The 15,477-nt window shown below is 76.1% G+C and carries 14 protein-coding genes and 1 pseudogene; 7 read left to right on the forward strand and 8 right to left on the reverse strand.

Annotated elements, in window-relative coordinates; all coding sequences use genetic code 11:
* The first annotated feature begins 26 nt into the window (after window positions 1–26).
* The gene (locus AC1UE5_RS08650) at window positions 27–734 is read left to right on the forward strand and encodes a glycerophosphodiester phosphodiesterase (protein ID WP_482922162.1); all 708 of its coding nucleotides are present in this window, start codon (window positions 27–29) and stop codon (window positions 732–734) included.
* Here the strand turns inward: AC1UE5_RS08650 and AC1UE5_RS08655 are convergent.
* Window positions 701–1,482: pseudogene (locus AC1UE5_RS08655) on the reverse strand (HAD family hydrolase); the annotation flags it as partial. The gene AC1UE5_RS08650 and the pseudogene AC1UE5_RS08655 sit on opposite strands and share 34 nt — an antisense overlap.
* On the reverse strand, window positions 1,479–2,924 hold the full coding sequence (locus AC1UE5_RS08660; protein WP_482922164.1) for a mannitol dehydrogenase family protein: 1,446 nt from the start codon (window positions 2,922–2,924) through the stop codon (window positions 1,479–1,481). The gene AC1UE5_RS08660 and the pseudogene AC1UE5_RS08655, both read right to left, overlap by 4 nt.
* 90 nt (window positions 2,925–3,014) lie before the next feature.
* Between AC1UE5_RS08660 and AC1UE5_RS08665 the strand changes: the two genes are divergently transcribed.
* Entirely contained in the window at window positions 3,015–4,097 is a 1,083-nt protein-coding gene (locus tag AC1UE5_RS08665; RefSeq protein ID WP_482922166.1) for a CDP-glycerol glycerophosphotransferase family protein, read from the forward strand.
* Here AC1UE5_RS08665 and AC1UE5_RS08670 read toward each other — a convergent pair.
* From AC1UE5_RS08670 to AC1UE5_RS08680, 3 genes are all read right to left on the reverse strand, one after another.
* A complete protein-coding gene (locus AC1UE5_RS08670) occupies window positions 4,072–5,181 on the reverse strand; it encodes an iron-containing alcohol dehydrogenase (RefSeq protein WP_482922168.1) in 1,110 nt (369 codons plus the stop codon). The two genes, AC1UE5_RS08665 and AC1UE5_RS08670, sit on opposite strands and share 26 nt — an antisense overlap.
* Window positions 5,178–5,918 carry a phosphocholine cytidylyltransferase family protein gene (locus AC1UE5_RS08675; RefSeq protein WP_482922170.1) on the reverse strand — a complete coding sequence of 247 codons (741 nt, stop codon included), beginning with the start codon at window positions 5,916–5,918 and terminating at the stop codon, window positions 5,178–5,180. Before AC1UE5_RS08675 ends, AC1UE5_RS08670 begins: the two co-directional genes overlap by 4 nt.
* Window positions 5,919–6,028: 110 nt before the next feature.
* Window positions 6,029–6,244, reverse strand: a complete 216-nt coding sequence (locus AC1UE5_RS08680; RefSeq protein WP_482922172.1) for an RNA-binding S4 domain-containing protein — start codon at window positions 6,242–6,244, stop codon at window positions 6,029–6,031.
* Window positions 6,245–6,462: 218 nt separating this feature from the next.
* On the opposite strand from AC1UE5_RS08680, the gene AC1UE5_RS08685 reads away from it, so the two are divergent.
* The 5 genes from AC1UE5_RS08685 to ftsH all read left to right on the forward strand — a co-directional run bounded on the left by AC1UE5_RS08685 (window position 6,463) and on the right by ftsH (window position 11,158).
* Window positions 6,463–6,954 (forward strand): helix-turn-helix domain-containing protein, encoded by a 492-nt coding sequence (locus AC1UE5_RS08685; RefSeq protein ID WP_482922174.1) that lies wholly within the window; start codon window positions 6,463–6,465, stop codon window positions 6,952–6,954.
* Window positions 6,955–7,016: 62 nt separating this feature from the next.
* Window positions 7,017–8,000, forward strand: coding sequence for a hypothetical protein (locus AC1UE5_RS08690; RefSeq protein ID WP_482922176.1), 984 nt, complete (start codon window positions 7,017–7,019; stop codon window positions 7,998–8,000).
* Between the two features lie 36 nt (window positions 8,001–8,036).
* Window positions 8,037–8,582, forward strand: coding sequence for an RNA polymerase sigma factor (locus tag AC1UE5_RS08695; RefSeq protein WP_482922178.1), 546 nt, complete (start codon window positions 8,037–8,039; stop codon window positions 8,580–8,582).
* Entirely contained in the window at window positions 8,579–9,253 is a 675-nt protein-coding gene (locus tag AC1UE5_RS08700; protein WP_482922180.1) for a hypothetical protein, read from the forward strand. Before AC1UE5_RS08695 ends, AC1UE5_RS08700 begins: the two co-directional genes overlap by 4 nt.
* A 12-nt stretch (window positions 9,254–9,265) precedes the next feature.
* Window positions 9,266–11,158, forward strand: a complete 1,893-nt coding sequence (ftsH, locus tag AC1UE5_RS08705) for an ATP-dependent zinc metalloprotease FtsH (RefSeq protein WP_482922182.1) — start codon at window positions 9,266–9,268, stop codon at window positions 11,156–11,158.
* A 1-nt stretch (window position 11,159) separates the two neighbouring features.
* Here ftsH and AC1UE5_RS08710 read toward each other — a convergent pair whose 3' ends face one another.
* The 3 genes from AC1UE5_RS08710 to AC1UE5_RS08720 form a co-directional block, all read right to left on the reverse strand.
* A complete protein-coding gene (locus tag AC1UE5_RS08710; protein ID WP_482922184.1) occupies window positions 11,160–11,621 on the reverse strand; it encodes a hypothetical protein in 462 nt (153 codons plus the stop codon).
* Window positions 11,622–11,782: 161 nt separating this feature from the next.
* Window positions 11,783–13,105 carry a substrate-binding domain-containing protein gene (locus AC1UE5_RS08715; RefSeq protein ID WP_482922186.1) on the reverse strand — a complete coding sequence of 441 codons (1,323 nt, stop codon included), beginning with the start codon at window positions 13,103–13,105 and terminating at the stop codon, window positions 11,783–11,785.
* A gap of 243 nt (window positions 13,106–13,348) precedes the next feature.
* Window positions 13,349–15,292, reverse strand: a complete 1,944-nt coding sequence (locus tag AC1UE5_RS08720) for a PKD domain-containing protein (RefSeq protein ID WP_482922188.1) — start codon at window positions 15,290–15,292, stop codon at window positions 13,349–13,351.
* Window positions 15,293–15,477 lie beyond the last annotated feature (185 nt).

Consider the following 15,477-nt stretch of genomic DNA (forward strand, 5'->3'; position numbering starts at 1 on the left):
CGCACGCGCGGCGGTTCCATGCGGGCATGGACGTGATCGCGCACCGCGGCGCGTCGGCCGACGCGCCGGAGCACACGCTCGAGGCCTACGAGCTGGCGCTCGTCCAGGGCGCCGGGACGCTGGAGCTCGACGTCCGCGCCACCGCCGACGGCGAGCTGGTCGTCGTGCACGACCGGACGCTGTGGCGCACCGCGCTCGACCCGCGCCGCGTCGCGCGGATGACGTGCGCGGACCTCGCCCGGCTCGACGCGCGCGTCCGGCCGCTCACGTTCGCCGCCGTGCTCGCCGGGTTCGCCGGCCGCGCGCGGCTGCTCGTCGAGCTGAAGGATCCCGACCCGGCGTGGGAGACCGCCGTCACCGACGCGCTGCGCCGCCACGACGCGGTCGACCGTGCGGTGCTGCAGTCGTTCGACGCGTCGGCGCTGCACCGCCTCAAGCGCGCCACGCCCGAGCTGGCCGTCGCGCCGCTCGTCCGTCACGCGCCCGTCAGCGCGCGACGGCTGCGCACGCTCGCGACCTGGGCCGAGGGCCTCGGCGTCTGGCACGGCGCGCTGGACGCGGCGGGCGTCGCGCGGCTCCACGCGGCGGGGCTCGCGGTGCGCGCGTGGACGGTCAACACCCCGGCCGGGCTGCAGCGCGTCGCGCGGGCGGGCGTCGACGGCGTCATCACCGACGTGCCCGCCGTGGCGTGCGCGGCGGTCGCTACGGCACGGCCTGCCGCGGCGGCAGCCTGAGCGCGCCCAGCAGCTCGGCCAGCCCGCGCCACGACGCGACGATCGCCGCCGCGCCGGCGTCGCGCAGCTCCGCGATCCGCTGCTCCCGCTCACCCACGGGGACGAACTGGACGTTGCCGACGACGGGGAACCCCGCCGCGACCGCGGAGCGCACGCCCGCGACGGCGTCCTCGATCGCCAGCCCCTCCGGCCCGGAGACGTGCAGCCGCGCGCCCGCGTGGAGGTAGACCGCCGGGTCCGGCTTGCTCGTCGGGACGGGGAGCGAGTCCTCGGCGCTGTGGCGGCCCTCCGGCGGGAAGAGCCCGTCGAGGCCCGTTGCCGTGAAGCACGCCGCCAGCCGCGCCAGCGCGCTGGAGCTGACGATCGCCAGCCGGTACCACCGCGCCAGCTCGCTCAGCGGGTCGCGCACCGCCGCGTCCGGGCGCAGCACGCGCCCGAGGTGCGCGGTGACCTCGCGGCGCTCCTCCGCGACCCGCCGCTCCAGCTCGGCGTCGTCGAGCAGCACGCCGTGCTCGGTGGCGAGGTCGAGCGCGGTCGCGCGGAAGTTGCGCCCGAGCGCCTCGCGCCGCAACTCGTCGGGGGTGAAGCGCCGCGCGATCCCCAGGTCGGCCAGGAGCCGGTTCGTCACGAGCGTCGACGCCTCGAACGCCGGCTCCTCTGAGGGGAAGAGGTTGCCGTCGGCGTCGCACAGGAGCACCTTCACGGCGCCCGCGTCGATCGGGGTGAAGCGGTGCAGCACGTCGCTCACGCGGCCACCCGCCCCTCGCCCGACAGCGCCGCGCGGACCGCCGCGTGCACCCCGTCGCGATCCAGCGCCGCGACCGCCTGCGTGACCTCGGCCGCCACCGCGGGGTCGCCCGCCAGGTCGCCGAACAGCGCGCGGTCGGTCAGCAGCGCGTCCAGCCCGCCCGCCGCGGCCAGCACCTGCAGCTCGGCGCCGCGCGGGTCCTCCAGCGCGAGCGGGCGCCCGCGCTCGTCGGTCCCGCGCAGGCAGCGCAGCCAGGCGGCGACCGACAGCGTCAGCAGCGGGTGCGGGCGGCGCCGGGCGCGCGCCTCGGCCAGCGACGAGATCACGTGCTCGGGCATCTTGGCGGACCCGTTGCGGCGCAGGCGCTCCAGCGGGTCGGCGATCGTCGGGTTGGCGAACCGCTGCAGCAGCGTCGCGCGGTACGCGGCGAGGTCGAGCCGCGGGACCGGCGGCAGCAGCGGCGCGACCTCGCTCGCCATCAACGCGTCGACGTACGCGCGCAGCGCCGGGTCGCGGACGGCGGCGTCGATCGTCGCGTGACCGGCCAGCGCGCCCAGGTGCCCGAGCGCGCAGTGGCTGCCGTTGAGCAGCCGCGTCTTGGCCAGCGCGTATGGCGTCACGTCGGCGACCAGCTCGACGCCGACCTCGTCCAGGGGCGGGCGGGTGTCGGCGAAGGCGTCCTCGACGACCCACTGCGAGAACGGCTCGGTCACGACCGGCCAGCGGTCGATCACGCCGTGCTCGCGGGCGAGGCGCGCGCGGTCGGCGTCGGTCGTGCGGGGCGTGATCCGGTCGACCATGCTGCTGGGGAACGCGCCGTAGCGCTCGATCCACGCGGCCAGCCGCGGATCCCGCCGCCCCGCCAGGCCGAGCACCGCGGCGCGCGCCACGGCGCCGTTGCCGGCGATGTTGTCGCACGAGAGGACGGTGAACGGGGGAAGCCCGGCGCGCCGGCGGCGGGCGAGCGCCTCGACCAGGAACCCGAGCGCGGTCGCGGGCACGCCGACGTCGTCGTCCGCGTCGAGCCGGTAGCCGTGGCCGGTGACCGTCAGCGTGACGAGCCGCGTGCGTGGGTCGGCCAGCGCCTCGGTGACGGCGAAGCCGTGCTCGGGCGCGAAGAGGTAGCGGCGGATCGCGCCGACGACCCGCGCGGCATCGCCCCCCGTGCCACGCGCCAGCACGGTGTAGAGGCCGTCCTGCGCGGTGAGCGCCGCGCGCATCTCCGGCCGGTGCAGCCCGACGCCGACGACGCCCCAGCCGGTGGAGATGCCGCGCTGGGCGAGCTCGTCGAAGTACAGGGCCTGGTGCGCACGGTGGAACGAGCCCACGCTGATATGGACCACGCTGGGCGTGACGGCGGGACGGTCGTACGCGGGGACGGCCACGCCGCGGGCGGCGAGCGCGCGGAGCGTCCTGGCCCGCAGGGGGAGCGGTGCGATCACGGGTGCCGGTCCTCTCCCTGACTGGGAGTCATGTCACCGCGCTCGTTGGTTTAGGACGGCGGCGCGGCGAGAAAGGACGGGCCACAGCCGATGCGCTTCGTCTTCAACAGCCTCGCCGGGCGCTACTCCGACAGCCCGCGCGCCATCCACGCCGCACTGCTGCGCCACGCCCCCGGCCACGAGCACGTGTGGCTCGCCGATCCGGCGCACGCCGCGTCGTTCCCCGCGGACGTCGAGACCGTCGAGCTGGCGAGCCCCGAGGGCGTCGCCGCGCTCGAGGCCGCCGACGTCGTCGTGGCGAACACCCACACCGAGGTCGAGTGGCGCAAGCGGCCGGAGACGCTCTACCTGCAGACCTGGCACGGAACGCCGCTCAAGCGCATCCACTGGGACGTGCTGTGGGCGCCGGAGGGGCGGCTGGAGCGCCTGCAGCACGACGTGGACCGCTGGGACGTGCTCGTCTCGCCCAACCACGCGAGCACCCCCTTCCTGCGGCAGGCGTTCCGCTTCGAGGGCGAGGTGCTCGAGGCCGGCTACCCGCGCAACGACGTGCTGCTCGCTCCCGACCGCGACGCGATCCGGGCACGGGTGCGGGGGGCGCTCGGCATCCCGGACGGCAGCCGCGCGGTGCTCTACGCCCCGACGTGGCGGGACGACGTCGTCTTCGGCGGGGGTGAAGGCGCGCTCGCGCTGGACCTCGACGTGCGGCGCGTCGCCGAGCAGCTCGGCGCCGACCACACGGTCCTGCTGCGCCTGCACTACATGCTGACCGGGCGCCTGGAGGCGATCGACCACCCGGCGGTGCGCGACGTCTCCTTCCACCCCGACATCAGCGAGCTGTACCTGGCCGCCGACGTGCTCGTCACCGACTACTCGTCGGCGATGTTCGACTTCGCCGTCACGCGCAAGCCGCTGCTCTTCTACACCTACGACCTGGCGGCCTACCGGGACAGCCTGCGCGGCTTCTACTTCGACTTCGCGCCGATCGCGCCCGGGCCGCTGCTGGAGACCACGGACGAGCTCATCGGCGCGCTCCGAGACCTCGACGCGGTCGTGGCGGGGTCGGCGGAGCGCTACGCGGCGTTCCACGAGCGCTTCTGCCACCTCGAGGACGGGCGGGCGACGGCGCGCGTGGTCGAGCGGGTCCTCAACGGACCAGCTCGGCCGGCGTAGGCGCCGCCGTGGCGGCCGCCGCGGGGCCCGCCGAGCCGAGCGCGCGGGCGACGAGCGCCGCCGCCTCGGCGGGATCGCGGAACCGGTCGTCCGACAGGACCGTCCAGCGATCCGGCCGCAGCGTGGGGGCCGCGACGACGGCATCGGCGAGCTGGGCGCGCGTGAGGCCGAACGCCTCGGGCGCCCGCGGCAGGCCGAGCCGGTCGAAGAGGCGGGTGAGCGTGCCGAGCAGCGGCGACGCGTGCGCGGCGGAGGAGACGAGCGCCCCGAGCGCCACCTGCTCGCCGTGGAGCGCGGCATGCGCGCCCAGCCGCGCGTCGAGCGCGTGGGAGATCAGGTGCTCGGCGCCGCTGGACGGGCGGCTCGTGCCCGCCGCGGCCATCGCCAGGCCACTCAGCAGCAGCCCTTCGGCGACGACCTGGTGGGCGGCGGGGGACGTCACGTCCGCGAGGTCCAGCGCGGGGCGGGCGGCGGACTCCGCGATGAGCGCCGAGTAGGCGTCGTACCGGTCGTGGCCCCGCTCGTCCGCCAGGCGCCAGTCCAGGCACGCGGTGAGGTTGGAGACGAGGTCGCCGACGCCCGCGCGGATCGTCCGCGCGGGCGCACTGCCGATGGCCTCGACGTCGACGACCAGGCCGCACGGCATCCGTGCGGCGTGGCTTGCGCGCGTGCCGTCCTTGCCGGCCAGCGACGCGACGGGGGAGCTGATGCCGTCGTTCGAGACGGCGGTGGGGACGCTGACGAACTCGACGTCGGTGCGCGCGGCGGCCAGCTTGACCGTGTCGAGCACGCGGCCGCCGCCGACGGCGACGGCGGTCGTGACGCCCTCCTCGATGACCGTGCTCGCCAGCGCGGCGGCCTGGTCGAGCCGGCCGGTGAGGCGCGGGCGCACGATCACGCGCACGCCGTGCAGGCGCAGGCCGCCCGCGACCTGCTCGGCCAGCAGCCGCGACGGGCCGGGCCCGCTGCCGACCAGCACGCAGCCCAGGTCGAAGGCGTGCGCGTCCAGCAGCGGCGCGACCTCGCGCAGGCAGCCGCTGGAGACGTGCAGGAGCCGGGGGATCTCGATCGCCCGCGCGCTCATCGCACGCCGGCCAGCCCTTCGGCGAGGGCGAGATCGCCGTCGTCGTCGATCTCCACCCAGACGCCGCTCGGCATGGGCCACACGTGCCACGCAACGCCCTCGGCAGCGGTGCGCCCGACGGCGCCCTCGTACCACTCGTCCGCCCGCGCGTCGTCGCCGACGAACGTCTCCAGGCGCGCGCGCAGGGCGCACAGCGCGCTGCCGCGGGCGGCCAGCATCCCGACGTACTCGCCGGCCGGGTCGTCGACGCCGACCTTGCCGATGCGCGCGAGCGTCCCGTCCGGGGCCTGGGCGACCTTCATCGACTCGTCGGTCAGCTCGCGCTCGAGGTCGACTGCGAGCTGCGCCTCGGCCTCGTCACCCGCCGCGACCGCCTCGAGGAACGCGGTGACGTGCTCGGGGTCGAGGCACAGGTCGGAGTTGACGAACGCGACGGTGCGGCCGTCGTCGGGCAGCGCGCGGAGGGCGCGCAGCACCGACCACCAGTTGTTCAGCTCGGCGTACTCCGGGTTGTGGAGGAGCCGGACCGCGGGCTCCTGGGCAGGGCGCGCCGCGAGGGCCCCGGCCACCGCGTCGGCCGCGTGGCCGACGACGACCGTGGTGGTCGCCACCGCGGAGCCGGCGGCCCGGATGCCTTCGAGGTGGCGGTCGGCGATGGTGCGGCCGCCGACGGGCAGCAGCCACTTGGGCCGGTCGTCGCCCAGCGCGCCGAGGCGGCTGCCCCGGCCGGCGGCCAAGACGACGACATGGAGAGAACGTGCAGGCAACAGGGCGTTGACACTCCCCGGCCGCCACGGCGCTCACCCCGGCGACGCGCCAGGACGTTGCGTTCCCACGTCGCCGCGCGTCAGGGCATGCCGACGACCCGCAGCTCCTCGCCCTCGGCGACCACCACGTCGCCGGGGTGGAGCTGGCGGCCGCGCCGCGTCTCCGGCTCCCCGTTGACCAGCACCTCGCCCTCGGCGAGCAGCGCCTTCACCTCCGCGCCGGCGTCGATGACGTCGGCGAGCTTGAGGAGCTGCTGGAGGCGGATCATGTCGCCGCGGATCTCGACGTCGCGCATCGCCGCCCGAGCCTAGCCGCTCGGAGTCTGCCGACCCATAGAGAGCCGTGCTTGTGTGCAGCATCGCGATCTGTTTACATCCGCGTGTCAACAAGGACCGTAGGTTGCCGCAGGTCCGTGGGTTGACGTGCGGTCAGGGAGGCCAGGACGGTGCAGGGACGCGAGATGAGCGCTGTGCTGTCGGGAGCGACGCGGTGAGGCGTGCCGCCAGGCGCCCGGTGGCGTCGCGTGAGCGGCAGCTGGCGCTGGCGGTGCTCGCGTGCGTGGCGGACGAGCTGGAGATCCCGCACCGGACGGGCCAGGCGCTCACGCCCGCGGCGTTCGACGCGGCGCCCGCCGCGGTCCGCGGGGCGTGGACGGCGCAGCGCGTCGCGAAGGCGTTCGGCGGCTCGTGGGCGGACGCGGTCACGTCGCTCGCGTCCGAGTGGGACGACGCGCCGCCGGCCGACCCGCCCGCCGGGACCGACGGCGGGAACGCGACGGTCGCCGTCAACGTCCGCCTGCGCCGGCGGGAGCGGGGCATGCCGCTGGAGGAGCTCGCGCAGCTCGCCGACGTCGGCGCGAGCATGCTCGAGGAGCTCGAGGCGGGGCGGCGTCCGTCGGTCCCGTTCGTCGAGATGGCGCGCATCGCCCGCGCGCTCGGCGTCTCGCTCGACGCGTTCCTGCTTCCCTGCGACCGCGAGGAGCCCGAACTCGCTGCCAGGTCGTGACCGCGGTTGCGCTCGGAGGCGGGCGTGTCTACGGTCGTCGCGCGGCCTGACCGCCCCCACGCATGGACGTCCTCGAGCGAAACGGATGGCGCGCGCTGCTCGCCCTCGTCGTGCTCGCGCTCGCGGTCGACCTGGCGGGCCCGCACGACGCCACGAGCCGGGCCGAGCTGCCCGACCGGGCGCTCACGCTGTGGAGCGTCGACGCGGAGAGCGAGAGGATCGCCCGTCTGGCCGCGGCCGCGGTGCGCGAGGACGCCGAGACGCCGGTGCGCGTGGCGGTGCGCCGCGCGCCGCGCGGCCGGGCGGCGATCGCGCGGTTCGCCCGGGCGCACGCGGGCGACGGGACGCACGTGCTGGTGGCCGGCGCGGACGTGCTCGCGCGGCGCGGCGGCGACCTGGACGTCCCGGCTGTCGCGGTGCTCACGACCGACCGGGTGGCCGTGGTCGCCCCGCCCGACGACGGCGTGGCGACGCTCGACGCCCTCTACGCCCGGCTGCGCGCCGGGACGCCGACGACCGTCGCGGTGGCACGCGGCGCGACGCTCGACCGGCTCACGCTGGCCGGTGCGGCGCGCGCGGCACGGGCCCGCCCCGGCGCGCTGCGGGTGCTCCGGGTCGCCCGGCCGGCGGCGGCCGTGGCGTCGGGGCGGGCGGACGCGGCGGTCGACCGGCTCTCGCGCCTACGGCCCGCGGTCGTGCACGGCCGGGCGCGGGTGCTCGCGGTCAGCCGGGGCGAGCCGGTCACGGTCGCGGGGCGGGCCGTGCCGATGTTCGCGTCGGCGCCGGGCCGCGACGATCCGGCGCTGGAGCTGCGGCGGTGGACGGTCGTGGTCGCCCCGCCGGGCGTCGCGCACCAGCAGCGGCGGCTGGTCGGTGCGGTGCTCGAGCGCGCGACCGAGGCGTCGGCCGGCTGGTGGCGGGGGCTGCGGGCGCGCCGGCTGACCGCGGCGGAGGTCCCGGCGGGAGGGGCGGAGGAGGCGGTCGTCCGTGAACGCGCCTCGCTCGCGCTGCTGCTGCGGACGTGCGCAGCAAGATGTTCACGTTAACGCCGATCGATCTGCTTATGATGCGCGCCGCCCACCGTGGCTCCGGATCCTGACGACTTCACCCGCCTCTACCGCAGCCACGCACAGCAGCTCCTGGTGTTCTTCCAGCGTCGGCTCTTCGATCCTGAGGCGGCCACCGATCTCGTCGCCGAGACGTTCGTCCGTGCGATCGCCGACCGCCACCAGGTGCGCGGGGCGGGCCACGACGAGCTGGCCGCGTGGCTGTGGGGCGTCGCGCGCTCCGTGCTGAACGGCCACCGGCGCCGGGCCGGGGCCGACCTCGACGCGCGCAGCCGCCAGGCGCTGCCGCGCCGCGGGCTCACCGACGAGGAGGTCGAGCGGATCGAGGAGCTGGCCGGCATCGCGGACGTGCGCGAGACGGTCGCCATCGCGCTGGAGACGCTCCCGGCCGACCAGCGCGAGGCAGTGCGGCTGCGGGTCGTCGACGACCTGCCGTACGAGGTCGTGGCCGCGCGGCTCGGCGTCAACGAGGCGGCGGTGCGCGCGCGGGTGTCGCGCGGGCTGCGGGCGCTCGCGGACGTGATCGCGGCCGAGCACGAGGGCTGGAGGCCGGAGGCGTGAGCTACGACCCCGGGCTGCCGATCCTCCGCGAGCTGGAGGAGGCGGTGGCGCGACACGCGGAGGCGGCCGAGCGCGGCCTGGTGGGCGGCGCCGCGGCACGGCGCGGCCGGTTCGGTCGCGGCACCACCTCCCGGACGCGGGCGCGGCGCGCGCGCCGGGTGCGGCGGGTCGCGGTGCTCGGCGGCCTGGTGGCGCTCGTGGCCGGCACGGCGGTGGCGACCCGGCTCGTCGACGGCGGGCCGGTGCCGGTCCCGCGCGCGACGGGCGAGCCGCCGCCGGCCGTCGTCCTCGCGCGCGCCCCGCGCGACGCCGGGGAGCGCTGGGAGCTGCGCGCCCGCGCCGACGCGCGGCGCCTGTGCCTCGCGCTGGAGGCCGGCGCGACCGAGGTGCAGCGGTGCGTCGCTCCGCCGGCGTCCAAGCGCGTCGTGCTCCAGAGCGCGGCCGGGGCCGAGCGGCGCTACGTGTTCGGGCTGGCCGGCGAGGAGGTCGTGCGCGTGCGCGTCGACGCCGGCGGCACGAGGAGGACCGTGCGCGTGCGGCGGATCCGCGCGGAGCGGCTGCTGCTCGACGCGGCGCTCCCGCCCGGCGTCGGGTTCTTCGTCGCCGAGCTGCCGCTGGGGAGGGGCGACGTCGACGACGTCCCGCGCGCGCGGCCGGTGGGCCGCGGGTAGCATCCGCGCTCCGTGCTGACCCGCACCGCACAGGCGGCCGCGAACGCGCTCCTCAAGGGGGTCACGCGCGTTCTCGGCGACCCGCTCGCGGTGATCCTCCTCGTGTTGACGCTCGCGCTCGGCGCGACGTTCGCGCTCCTGCTGCAGGCGACCGGGCCCGACGTCCGCGGCCGGTCCGTCGCGATCTCGACCGTCGAGGCGCTCGCTCGGGCTGAGCGGCTCCGCACGGCGACGCTGCTCGACCACGACAAGCAGGTCGTGGCCGTCACCACCGGCGGCGTCGAGGTGTCGGCGGCCTACCCGTCGTCGGACGCGGAGACCGGCGCGCTGCTGCGGCGGCTGCGCGACGCCGGCGCGGAGGTCACCGTCGAGCACCAGTCGGGCAAGGCGGCGCGCGAGGTCGTCGTGCAGTTCCTCCTGCCGGTCCTCATCCTGGTCTGCCTGTTCGCGTTCTTCGTCCGGGTCGGGCAGGACGCCGGCGCGGCGGGCTTCGCGGCGTTCTCCCAGTTCGGCGGCCACGGGCGCCGGCACGCGGGGACGGAGGGCGCGACGACGTTCGCCGACGTCGCGGGCGCGGGCGACGCGATCACCGAGCTGGCAGAGATCCGCGACTACCTCAGCGACCCGGCGCGGTACGTCGCGCTCGGGGCGCGGCCGCCGAAGGGCGTGCTGCTCGTCGGGCCGCCGGGCACGGGCAAGACGCTGCTCGCGCGCGCGGTCGCGGGCGAGGCCGACGCGGCGTTCTTCAGCGTGAGCGGCGCGCAGTTCGTGGAACTGCTCGTCGGCGTCGGGGCGGCGCGCATCCGCGACCTGTTCGGCAAGGCGCGCAAGGTCGCGCCGGCGATCGTCTTCATCGACGAGCTCGACGCCGCGGGGCGCAAGCGCGGCGCCGGCGTGGGGCAGGGCAACGACGAGCGCGAGCAGACGCTCAACCAGCTGCTGGTCGAGATGGACGGCTTCGACGCGTCCGCCGGCCTGGTCGTCATCGCGGCGACGAACCGCCCGGACATCCTCGACCCGGCGCTGCTGCGGCCCGGCCGGTTCGACCGCCAGGTGACGATCGACGCGCCTGACGTGCACGGGCGGCTCGAGATCCTGCAGCTGCACGCGCGCGGGACGCCGCTGGACCGCGACGTCGACCTCGCCGCGATCGCCCGCCGGACGCCCGGGTTCACGGGCGCCGAGCTGGCGAACGTGATCAACGAGGCGGCGCTGCTGGCGGTGCGCGAGGGCGGCGGGGCGGTCGAGCAGCACCAGCTCGACGAGGCGGTCGAGCGCGTCGTCGCCGGGCCCGCGACCCGCAACCGGATCCTCAGCGAGGAGGAGCGGTGGCTCGTCGCGGTGCACGAGGCGGGGCACGCGGTCGCCGGGCGGGCGCTGGGCGTCGCGGCCGGCCCGCAGAAGCTGTCGATCCTGCCGCGCGGGCGGACGCTCGGCACGGCGGCGGTGGCGCACGGCGAGCGCGACCAGGTCGTGCGCGGGCGCGAGGACCTGCGGGCGCGGCTCGCGCTGCTGCTGGCGGGTGCGGCGGCCGAGCGGATCGCGACGGGCGAGACGTCGACCGGCGTGCGCGACGACCTGCAGGAGGCCGCGCGGCTGGCACGCGTGATGGTCGCGTCGTACGGGATGAGCGACGGGCTCGGGCTCTTCAGCGTGGGCGAGGACGGCGGCGACGTGTTCCTCGGCGCGCAGCTGCAGGAGCTGTCGACCCTGAGCCAGGCGACGCTGGAGCTCGTCGACGCCGAGGCGCGCGGGCTCGTCGCGGACGCGGCGACGCGGGCCGAGGCGCTGCTGCGGGCGGAGTGGCCGGCGGTCGAGGAGGTCGCGGCGACGCTCCTGCGCCACGAGACGCTGACGGGCGTGCAGCTCGAGGCGGTGCTCGCCTCGGTGCGCCCGGTGGTCTGAGCTACGCTGCGGCGCCGGCGGCGAGGCGCTCGAGCTCGGCGCGCCCGCTGTCGGTGAGCCTGACCCCGTCGCCGTGCGGCTCGAGCAGGCCCTCGCGGCTCTTCATGCGCGTCATCGTCGACGCGATCACGGTGCGCGGCCGGTCGATCGCGCGGGCCACCGCAGCCGCGGTGATGCCCGGGTTGCCGGCGACCGTCTCGAGGATGCGGAGCTTGTTGGCGCCCTGCGGCGCCCGCCGCGCCGTCTTCTTCCCTCGCGCGGGTGTTGACGCGCGCGACGAGGACGTCGAGCGCTTCGCCGGCCGCTTGCGCGGCGCGGTCCCGGCCGGCTCGGTCGGTGTCTCGAGCGCCCGGAGGACCCCGCGCAGATGCGCCGCCTCGAGCTCGATCTCGCGGGCCTGCTCGTCCAGCTCGCGCAGCCGGCGCTCGGCCGCGAGGCGCAGGTCGTTGATGACGGCGCTCATGTTGACGCAAGCCTACAGCGTCCTCACGACAGGGAGCCACCGACGCGGCGTGTTGTGACCGAGCGAACCAAGATGTTCACAACTCGCGCAGCGGCCGGGGCCGGGCGGAGTGCTCCGCCCGGCCCCGGGTCCTGCGGTTCCTGCGGTGCTGTGGCGCGCGGCTAGAAGCCGATCGTCCCGGCGCCGGTCGCGGCCTTGGTGGCCACGTTCGCCGGCAGGACCGCCGACAGCCGCGAGTAGTCGCGGGCGGCGAGCTGCGCCTGGCCTGTGGCCGAGTCGGTGGCGTACTCGAGGAAGTCGGCCGTGGCCTGGGCCTCCTGCGCGTCGGTGTAGCCGACGTCGCTGAAGTCCTGCCACGCCAGGGAGTACGTCAGGGCGCAGATCGGGTAGCCGAACTGCGTCTGGTAGCCGTTGACGGACGACCAGCTCTGGGTCGTGTCGGACGGGGTGTTGGAGAACGAGACGTTCGTGCAGTTCGCGCCCTTGGTCCCGGTCTGGCTGTTGCTGACGGCCGGGCTGACGTTCTGCGCGCCGCCGTTCGGGCGCTGGACGCCGACCCAGAACGTCGGGTCGGTGGCCGTGCCGTCGTGGCCGAACCCGTTGTTGCGGGCGGTGGCCAGGTCGGTGTAGGCGATGCCGCCGTCAGCGCTGGCCGTGGCCAGGAGGGCCGCCGCGACGCCGCCGTTGCCCGGCGCCGCCGTCACAGCGGTCGGCCACGTCGTGTTGCCGATCGTCGTCCAGGGCGTGCCGCTGGAGTAGATGTTCAGGTAGCCCTTGAACTGCGCGGTCGTGCCCGAGTTGTCCGAGCGGACGACCTTGGCGAACGGACGCCCGGCGCAGCTGGCGGTGATGGTCGGGAACAGCTCGCCCCAGGTGTCGTACGAGGTGGAGCCCGCGAAGGCGCCCTCGATCGCCGCGCCGCTCAGACGGCGGTTGGCCGCCGAGACCGAGCAGCCGGACGGCAGCTGGACGTCGACCGCGATCGCGGAGGCCGCGACCGGGATCGTGTGGAGGACGCCGTCGCCGTTGGCGCCCGAGCCGCCCGCGGCCTGGTCGGCGCCGAGGTTCGCCTGATCGATCTGCGTCTGGGTCGGCGCCTCGTCGGTGCCGCCGTACTCGTAGTTGAAGTTGCGGACGCCCGCGTTGGCACCGCCGTTGGCGCCGAACGCCGTGCGGCCCGCACCCGAGCCGAGGGACGCGTACGACACCGAGAGGTTGCTGCAGCCGGACTGGGCCTGGACGGCGCCGGAGACACTGCTGGGCGACACCGCGGCCGGCGGAACCGGCTGCGGGTTCGTCGTGTTGACGATCGCGCCCCAGCCCGTCTGCGCGTCGGCCTGGAACGTCGCGCCGATGCCGTCGATCTGGTCCGGGCCCGTGATGCTGCAGCCCACCTGGGCCGACGCGCTGGCCGGCGCCAGGGCGGCGATGCCGATGGCACCGCCGATGATCGCGGTGGCACACCGCGACTTGAAGTTCCGCAAGGGAACCACTCCTTTCTCCCGCTCCTGGGAGGTGGTTGGTCGAACGCGGCGGACGCTACGGCTCGTCAGCAGGGCCACCAGTTACGCGGCTGTGATGCGTGTTCACGTCACGTGCGCCGGTGACAGGACGTAAACACTCCGGTCGGGTGTAGATCTCAGTCGCGGTCGAGCGAGTTGCCGATCTTCACGGTTCGGCAACGCTCGATCGACGGCCCGCGGCGCGATGAGTTGGCGCGTTGGCGCTCAGCGTCGAGCGCCTGGCGCGACGACCTGCAGCGTCTCGCGCGCGACGTTCCCGGCGGCGTCGACCGCGCGGACCGTGACGCGATAGCGGCCGCCCCGCCGGTAGGTGTGCGACGCCGAGTCCGACACCGAGTCGCTCTCCCGGCCGTCGCCCCACTGCACCGTCGATCCCTCCTCGGCGGGGCCCGAGCGCGTCCCGGCCTTGCCGTCGTCGATGCGCACGACGACCTCGCGCCCCTTCCGCGAGACCCGCGCCCGGGGCGGGGTGCGGTCGAGGAGGTAGTCCTGGCTCGCGGTCTCCACGGTCTGCCCGAACCGGTCGGTCGCCGTGACCGTCACGGCGTGCTTGCCGTCGCGCAGTGCGCCTTCCGCGAGGCGGCGGCTGGTCGAGGTCGTCCGGCCGACGGTGCGTCCGCCGACCCGCACGGTGTACGTGACGGGGCCGTAGGAGTCGCGCGCCGGCGACCACTCGAGCACGGGCGAGCGCACCCTGGTCCAGTCCGGCGGGAGGTCGAGCGTGAACGGGACCGGCGGCGCATCGACCAGGGCGCCGACGACCTGGCGTCCTCCGTCACCGCCCTGGATCCAGGCGACGAGCGCGTCGCCGCGCCCGCTGCCGGCGGCGTCGAGCTCGGCGATGGGACCACCCGCCGGTCCCGCGAGCGGCACGGCAGGCCCGGTCTCCGTGCCGTCGTGCTCGCGGACCACGACGCGCCCTCCACCGTCGTCGCTGCGCCAGGCCGCGACGCTGCGGCCGTTCGCCCCGCCCACGACCTGCGTGCGCGGCTCCGCGCTCCCCGCGCCGAGGCCGAGCCCGGCGGCCCAGCTCCCGGTCTCGCTCCCCCGTAGGAGGAGCGCCGTGCTCCCCTCGTCGACGCCGGCCACCGACTCGCTGCCGGCGAGATCGACGTCCGGCGCCCCGACCGCACCGGTGCGCACGGGCTTCGCGGCCGTGAACTTCGCCGACTCGGGCGCCGTCGTCTCGGGGATCTCGCTGACGAGCATCTGCGGTGCCGGCAGGCCGGCGGCCGGGAAGGCCTCCTGGCGGAGCGCGATCGTGCCGCGGCCGAACGGCCCGACCGCGAGGTCGAAGCCGTCGGCCGGCGACCGCAGCGGCGCGCCGCTCGCGGTGGTCGTCGGGCTGACCGTCAGCGTCGCGCCCGTGCGCGACCCGAAGACGCGGCGGGCCCACACCCGGTCGTACTGGTGCTCGTCGGGCTCCTGCCAGGCGACGATGCCGTTGCCGGAGGAGTCGACGCCGACCCGTGGCGCGTTCGCTGCCGTGGGCTCGCGCAGCGGCTGCGCCCGGTTGCGGTTCGCGGGCAGCCCCAGACGCGACCAGCGGGCGCCGTCGAACCGCGCGAGCCGGATGTCGCCGCGGACGAACCCGGGAAGGATCCGGACGTCGGTGTTCGGCGTCGCAGTCACGACCCGGTACGTCATGAGCCCCGCCCCGCCGGCGTTGAGCGCGATCGACGGCGTGATCGCCTGCCCGTCGCCGACGGCCTGGTCGATCAGCTGGGGCGGCAGGAACCCGCCGCGCCCGCGCGGCAGCCGCGCCGCGTACAGCCGGTCCTGCGCCCCTGCCTCCTGCATCCACGCCACCACGAGCCGACCGCCGGGCGCGGCGGCGATCCGCGGGTTGTACGCGTCGAACCCATGCGCCGGGTCTGGTCCCTGGTCGACGCGCTGGGCGGGCAGCCAGCGGCCGCCGGCGAACCGGGCCACGAAGACGTGCGGCGCGCCGGCTTCGAGCCGCCGGAACACCGCCCCACCGGTGCCGTCCTCCGCGAGCGCGACGCCGCCGAGGTCCAGCACGTCCCCGCTTGGCCCGTCGAGCAGCTGCGCCGGCTCCACGTGTGCGCGCGCGACGGACGGCGTCAGCAGGGTGGGCACCGCGAACGCGACGAACGCGATAGCGGCGGTGAGGCGCGGGCTCGGCATCCGGCCATGCTGCGCGATCGTCTCGTCCGCGCTCGTGAACAAACGGTGACGAACGCGGAAGAGGAACGAGCATGGGTGTGAAGATCTTGGCATCGATGTTTACGTGCGCTGCGGGGGTCGTTTACGGTAGCCGCTCTCGCGAGCTGCGCTGCCGTGCTCGCGTCCGTGTCTGCCTTCTCAAGGAG

Source organism: Parviterribacter multiflagellatus (assembly GCF_056863265.1).

Excerpts from the sequence above, each read along its gene's own strand:
- AC1UE5_RS08710 (WP_482922184.1), bottom strand. The coding sequence starts at position 11,621 with ATGAGCGCCGTCATCAACGACCTGCGCCTCGCGGCCGAGCGCCGGCTG.
- AC1UE5_RS08665 (WP_482922166.1), top strand. The coding sequence starts at position 3,015 with ATGCGCTTCGTCTTCAACAGCCTCGCCGGGCGCTACTCCGACAGCCCG.
- AC1UE5_RS08720 (WP_482922188.1), bottom strand. The coding sequence starts at position 15,292 with ATGCCGAGCCCGCGCCTCACCGCCGCTATCGCGTTCGTCGCGTTCGCG.
- AC1UE5_RS08650 (WP_482922162.1), top strand. The coding sequence starts at position 27 with ATGGACGTGATCGCGCACCGCGGCGCGTCGGCCGACGCGCCGGAGCAC.
- AC1UE5_RS08690 (WP_482922176.1), top strand. The coding sequence starts at position 7,017 with ATGGACGTCCTCGAGCGAAACGGATGGCGCGCGCTGCTCGCCCTCGTC.
- AC1UE5_RS08680 (WP_482922172.1), bottom strand. The coding sequence starts at position 6,244 with ATGCGCGACGTCGAGATCCGCGGCGACATGATCCGCCTCCAGCAGCTC.
- AC1UE5_RS08670 (WP_482922168.1), bottom strand. The coding sequence starts at position 5,181 with ATGAGCGCGCGGGCGATCGAGATCCCCCGGCTCCTGCACGTCTCCAGC.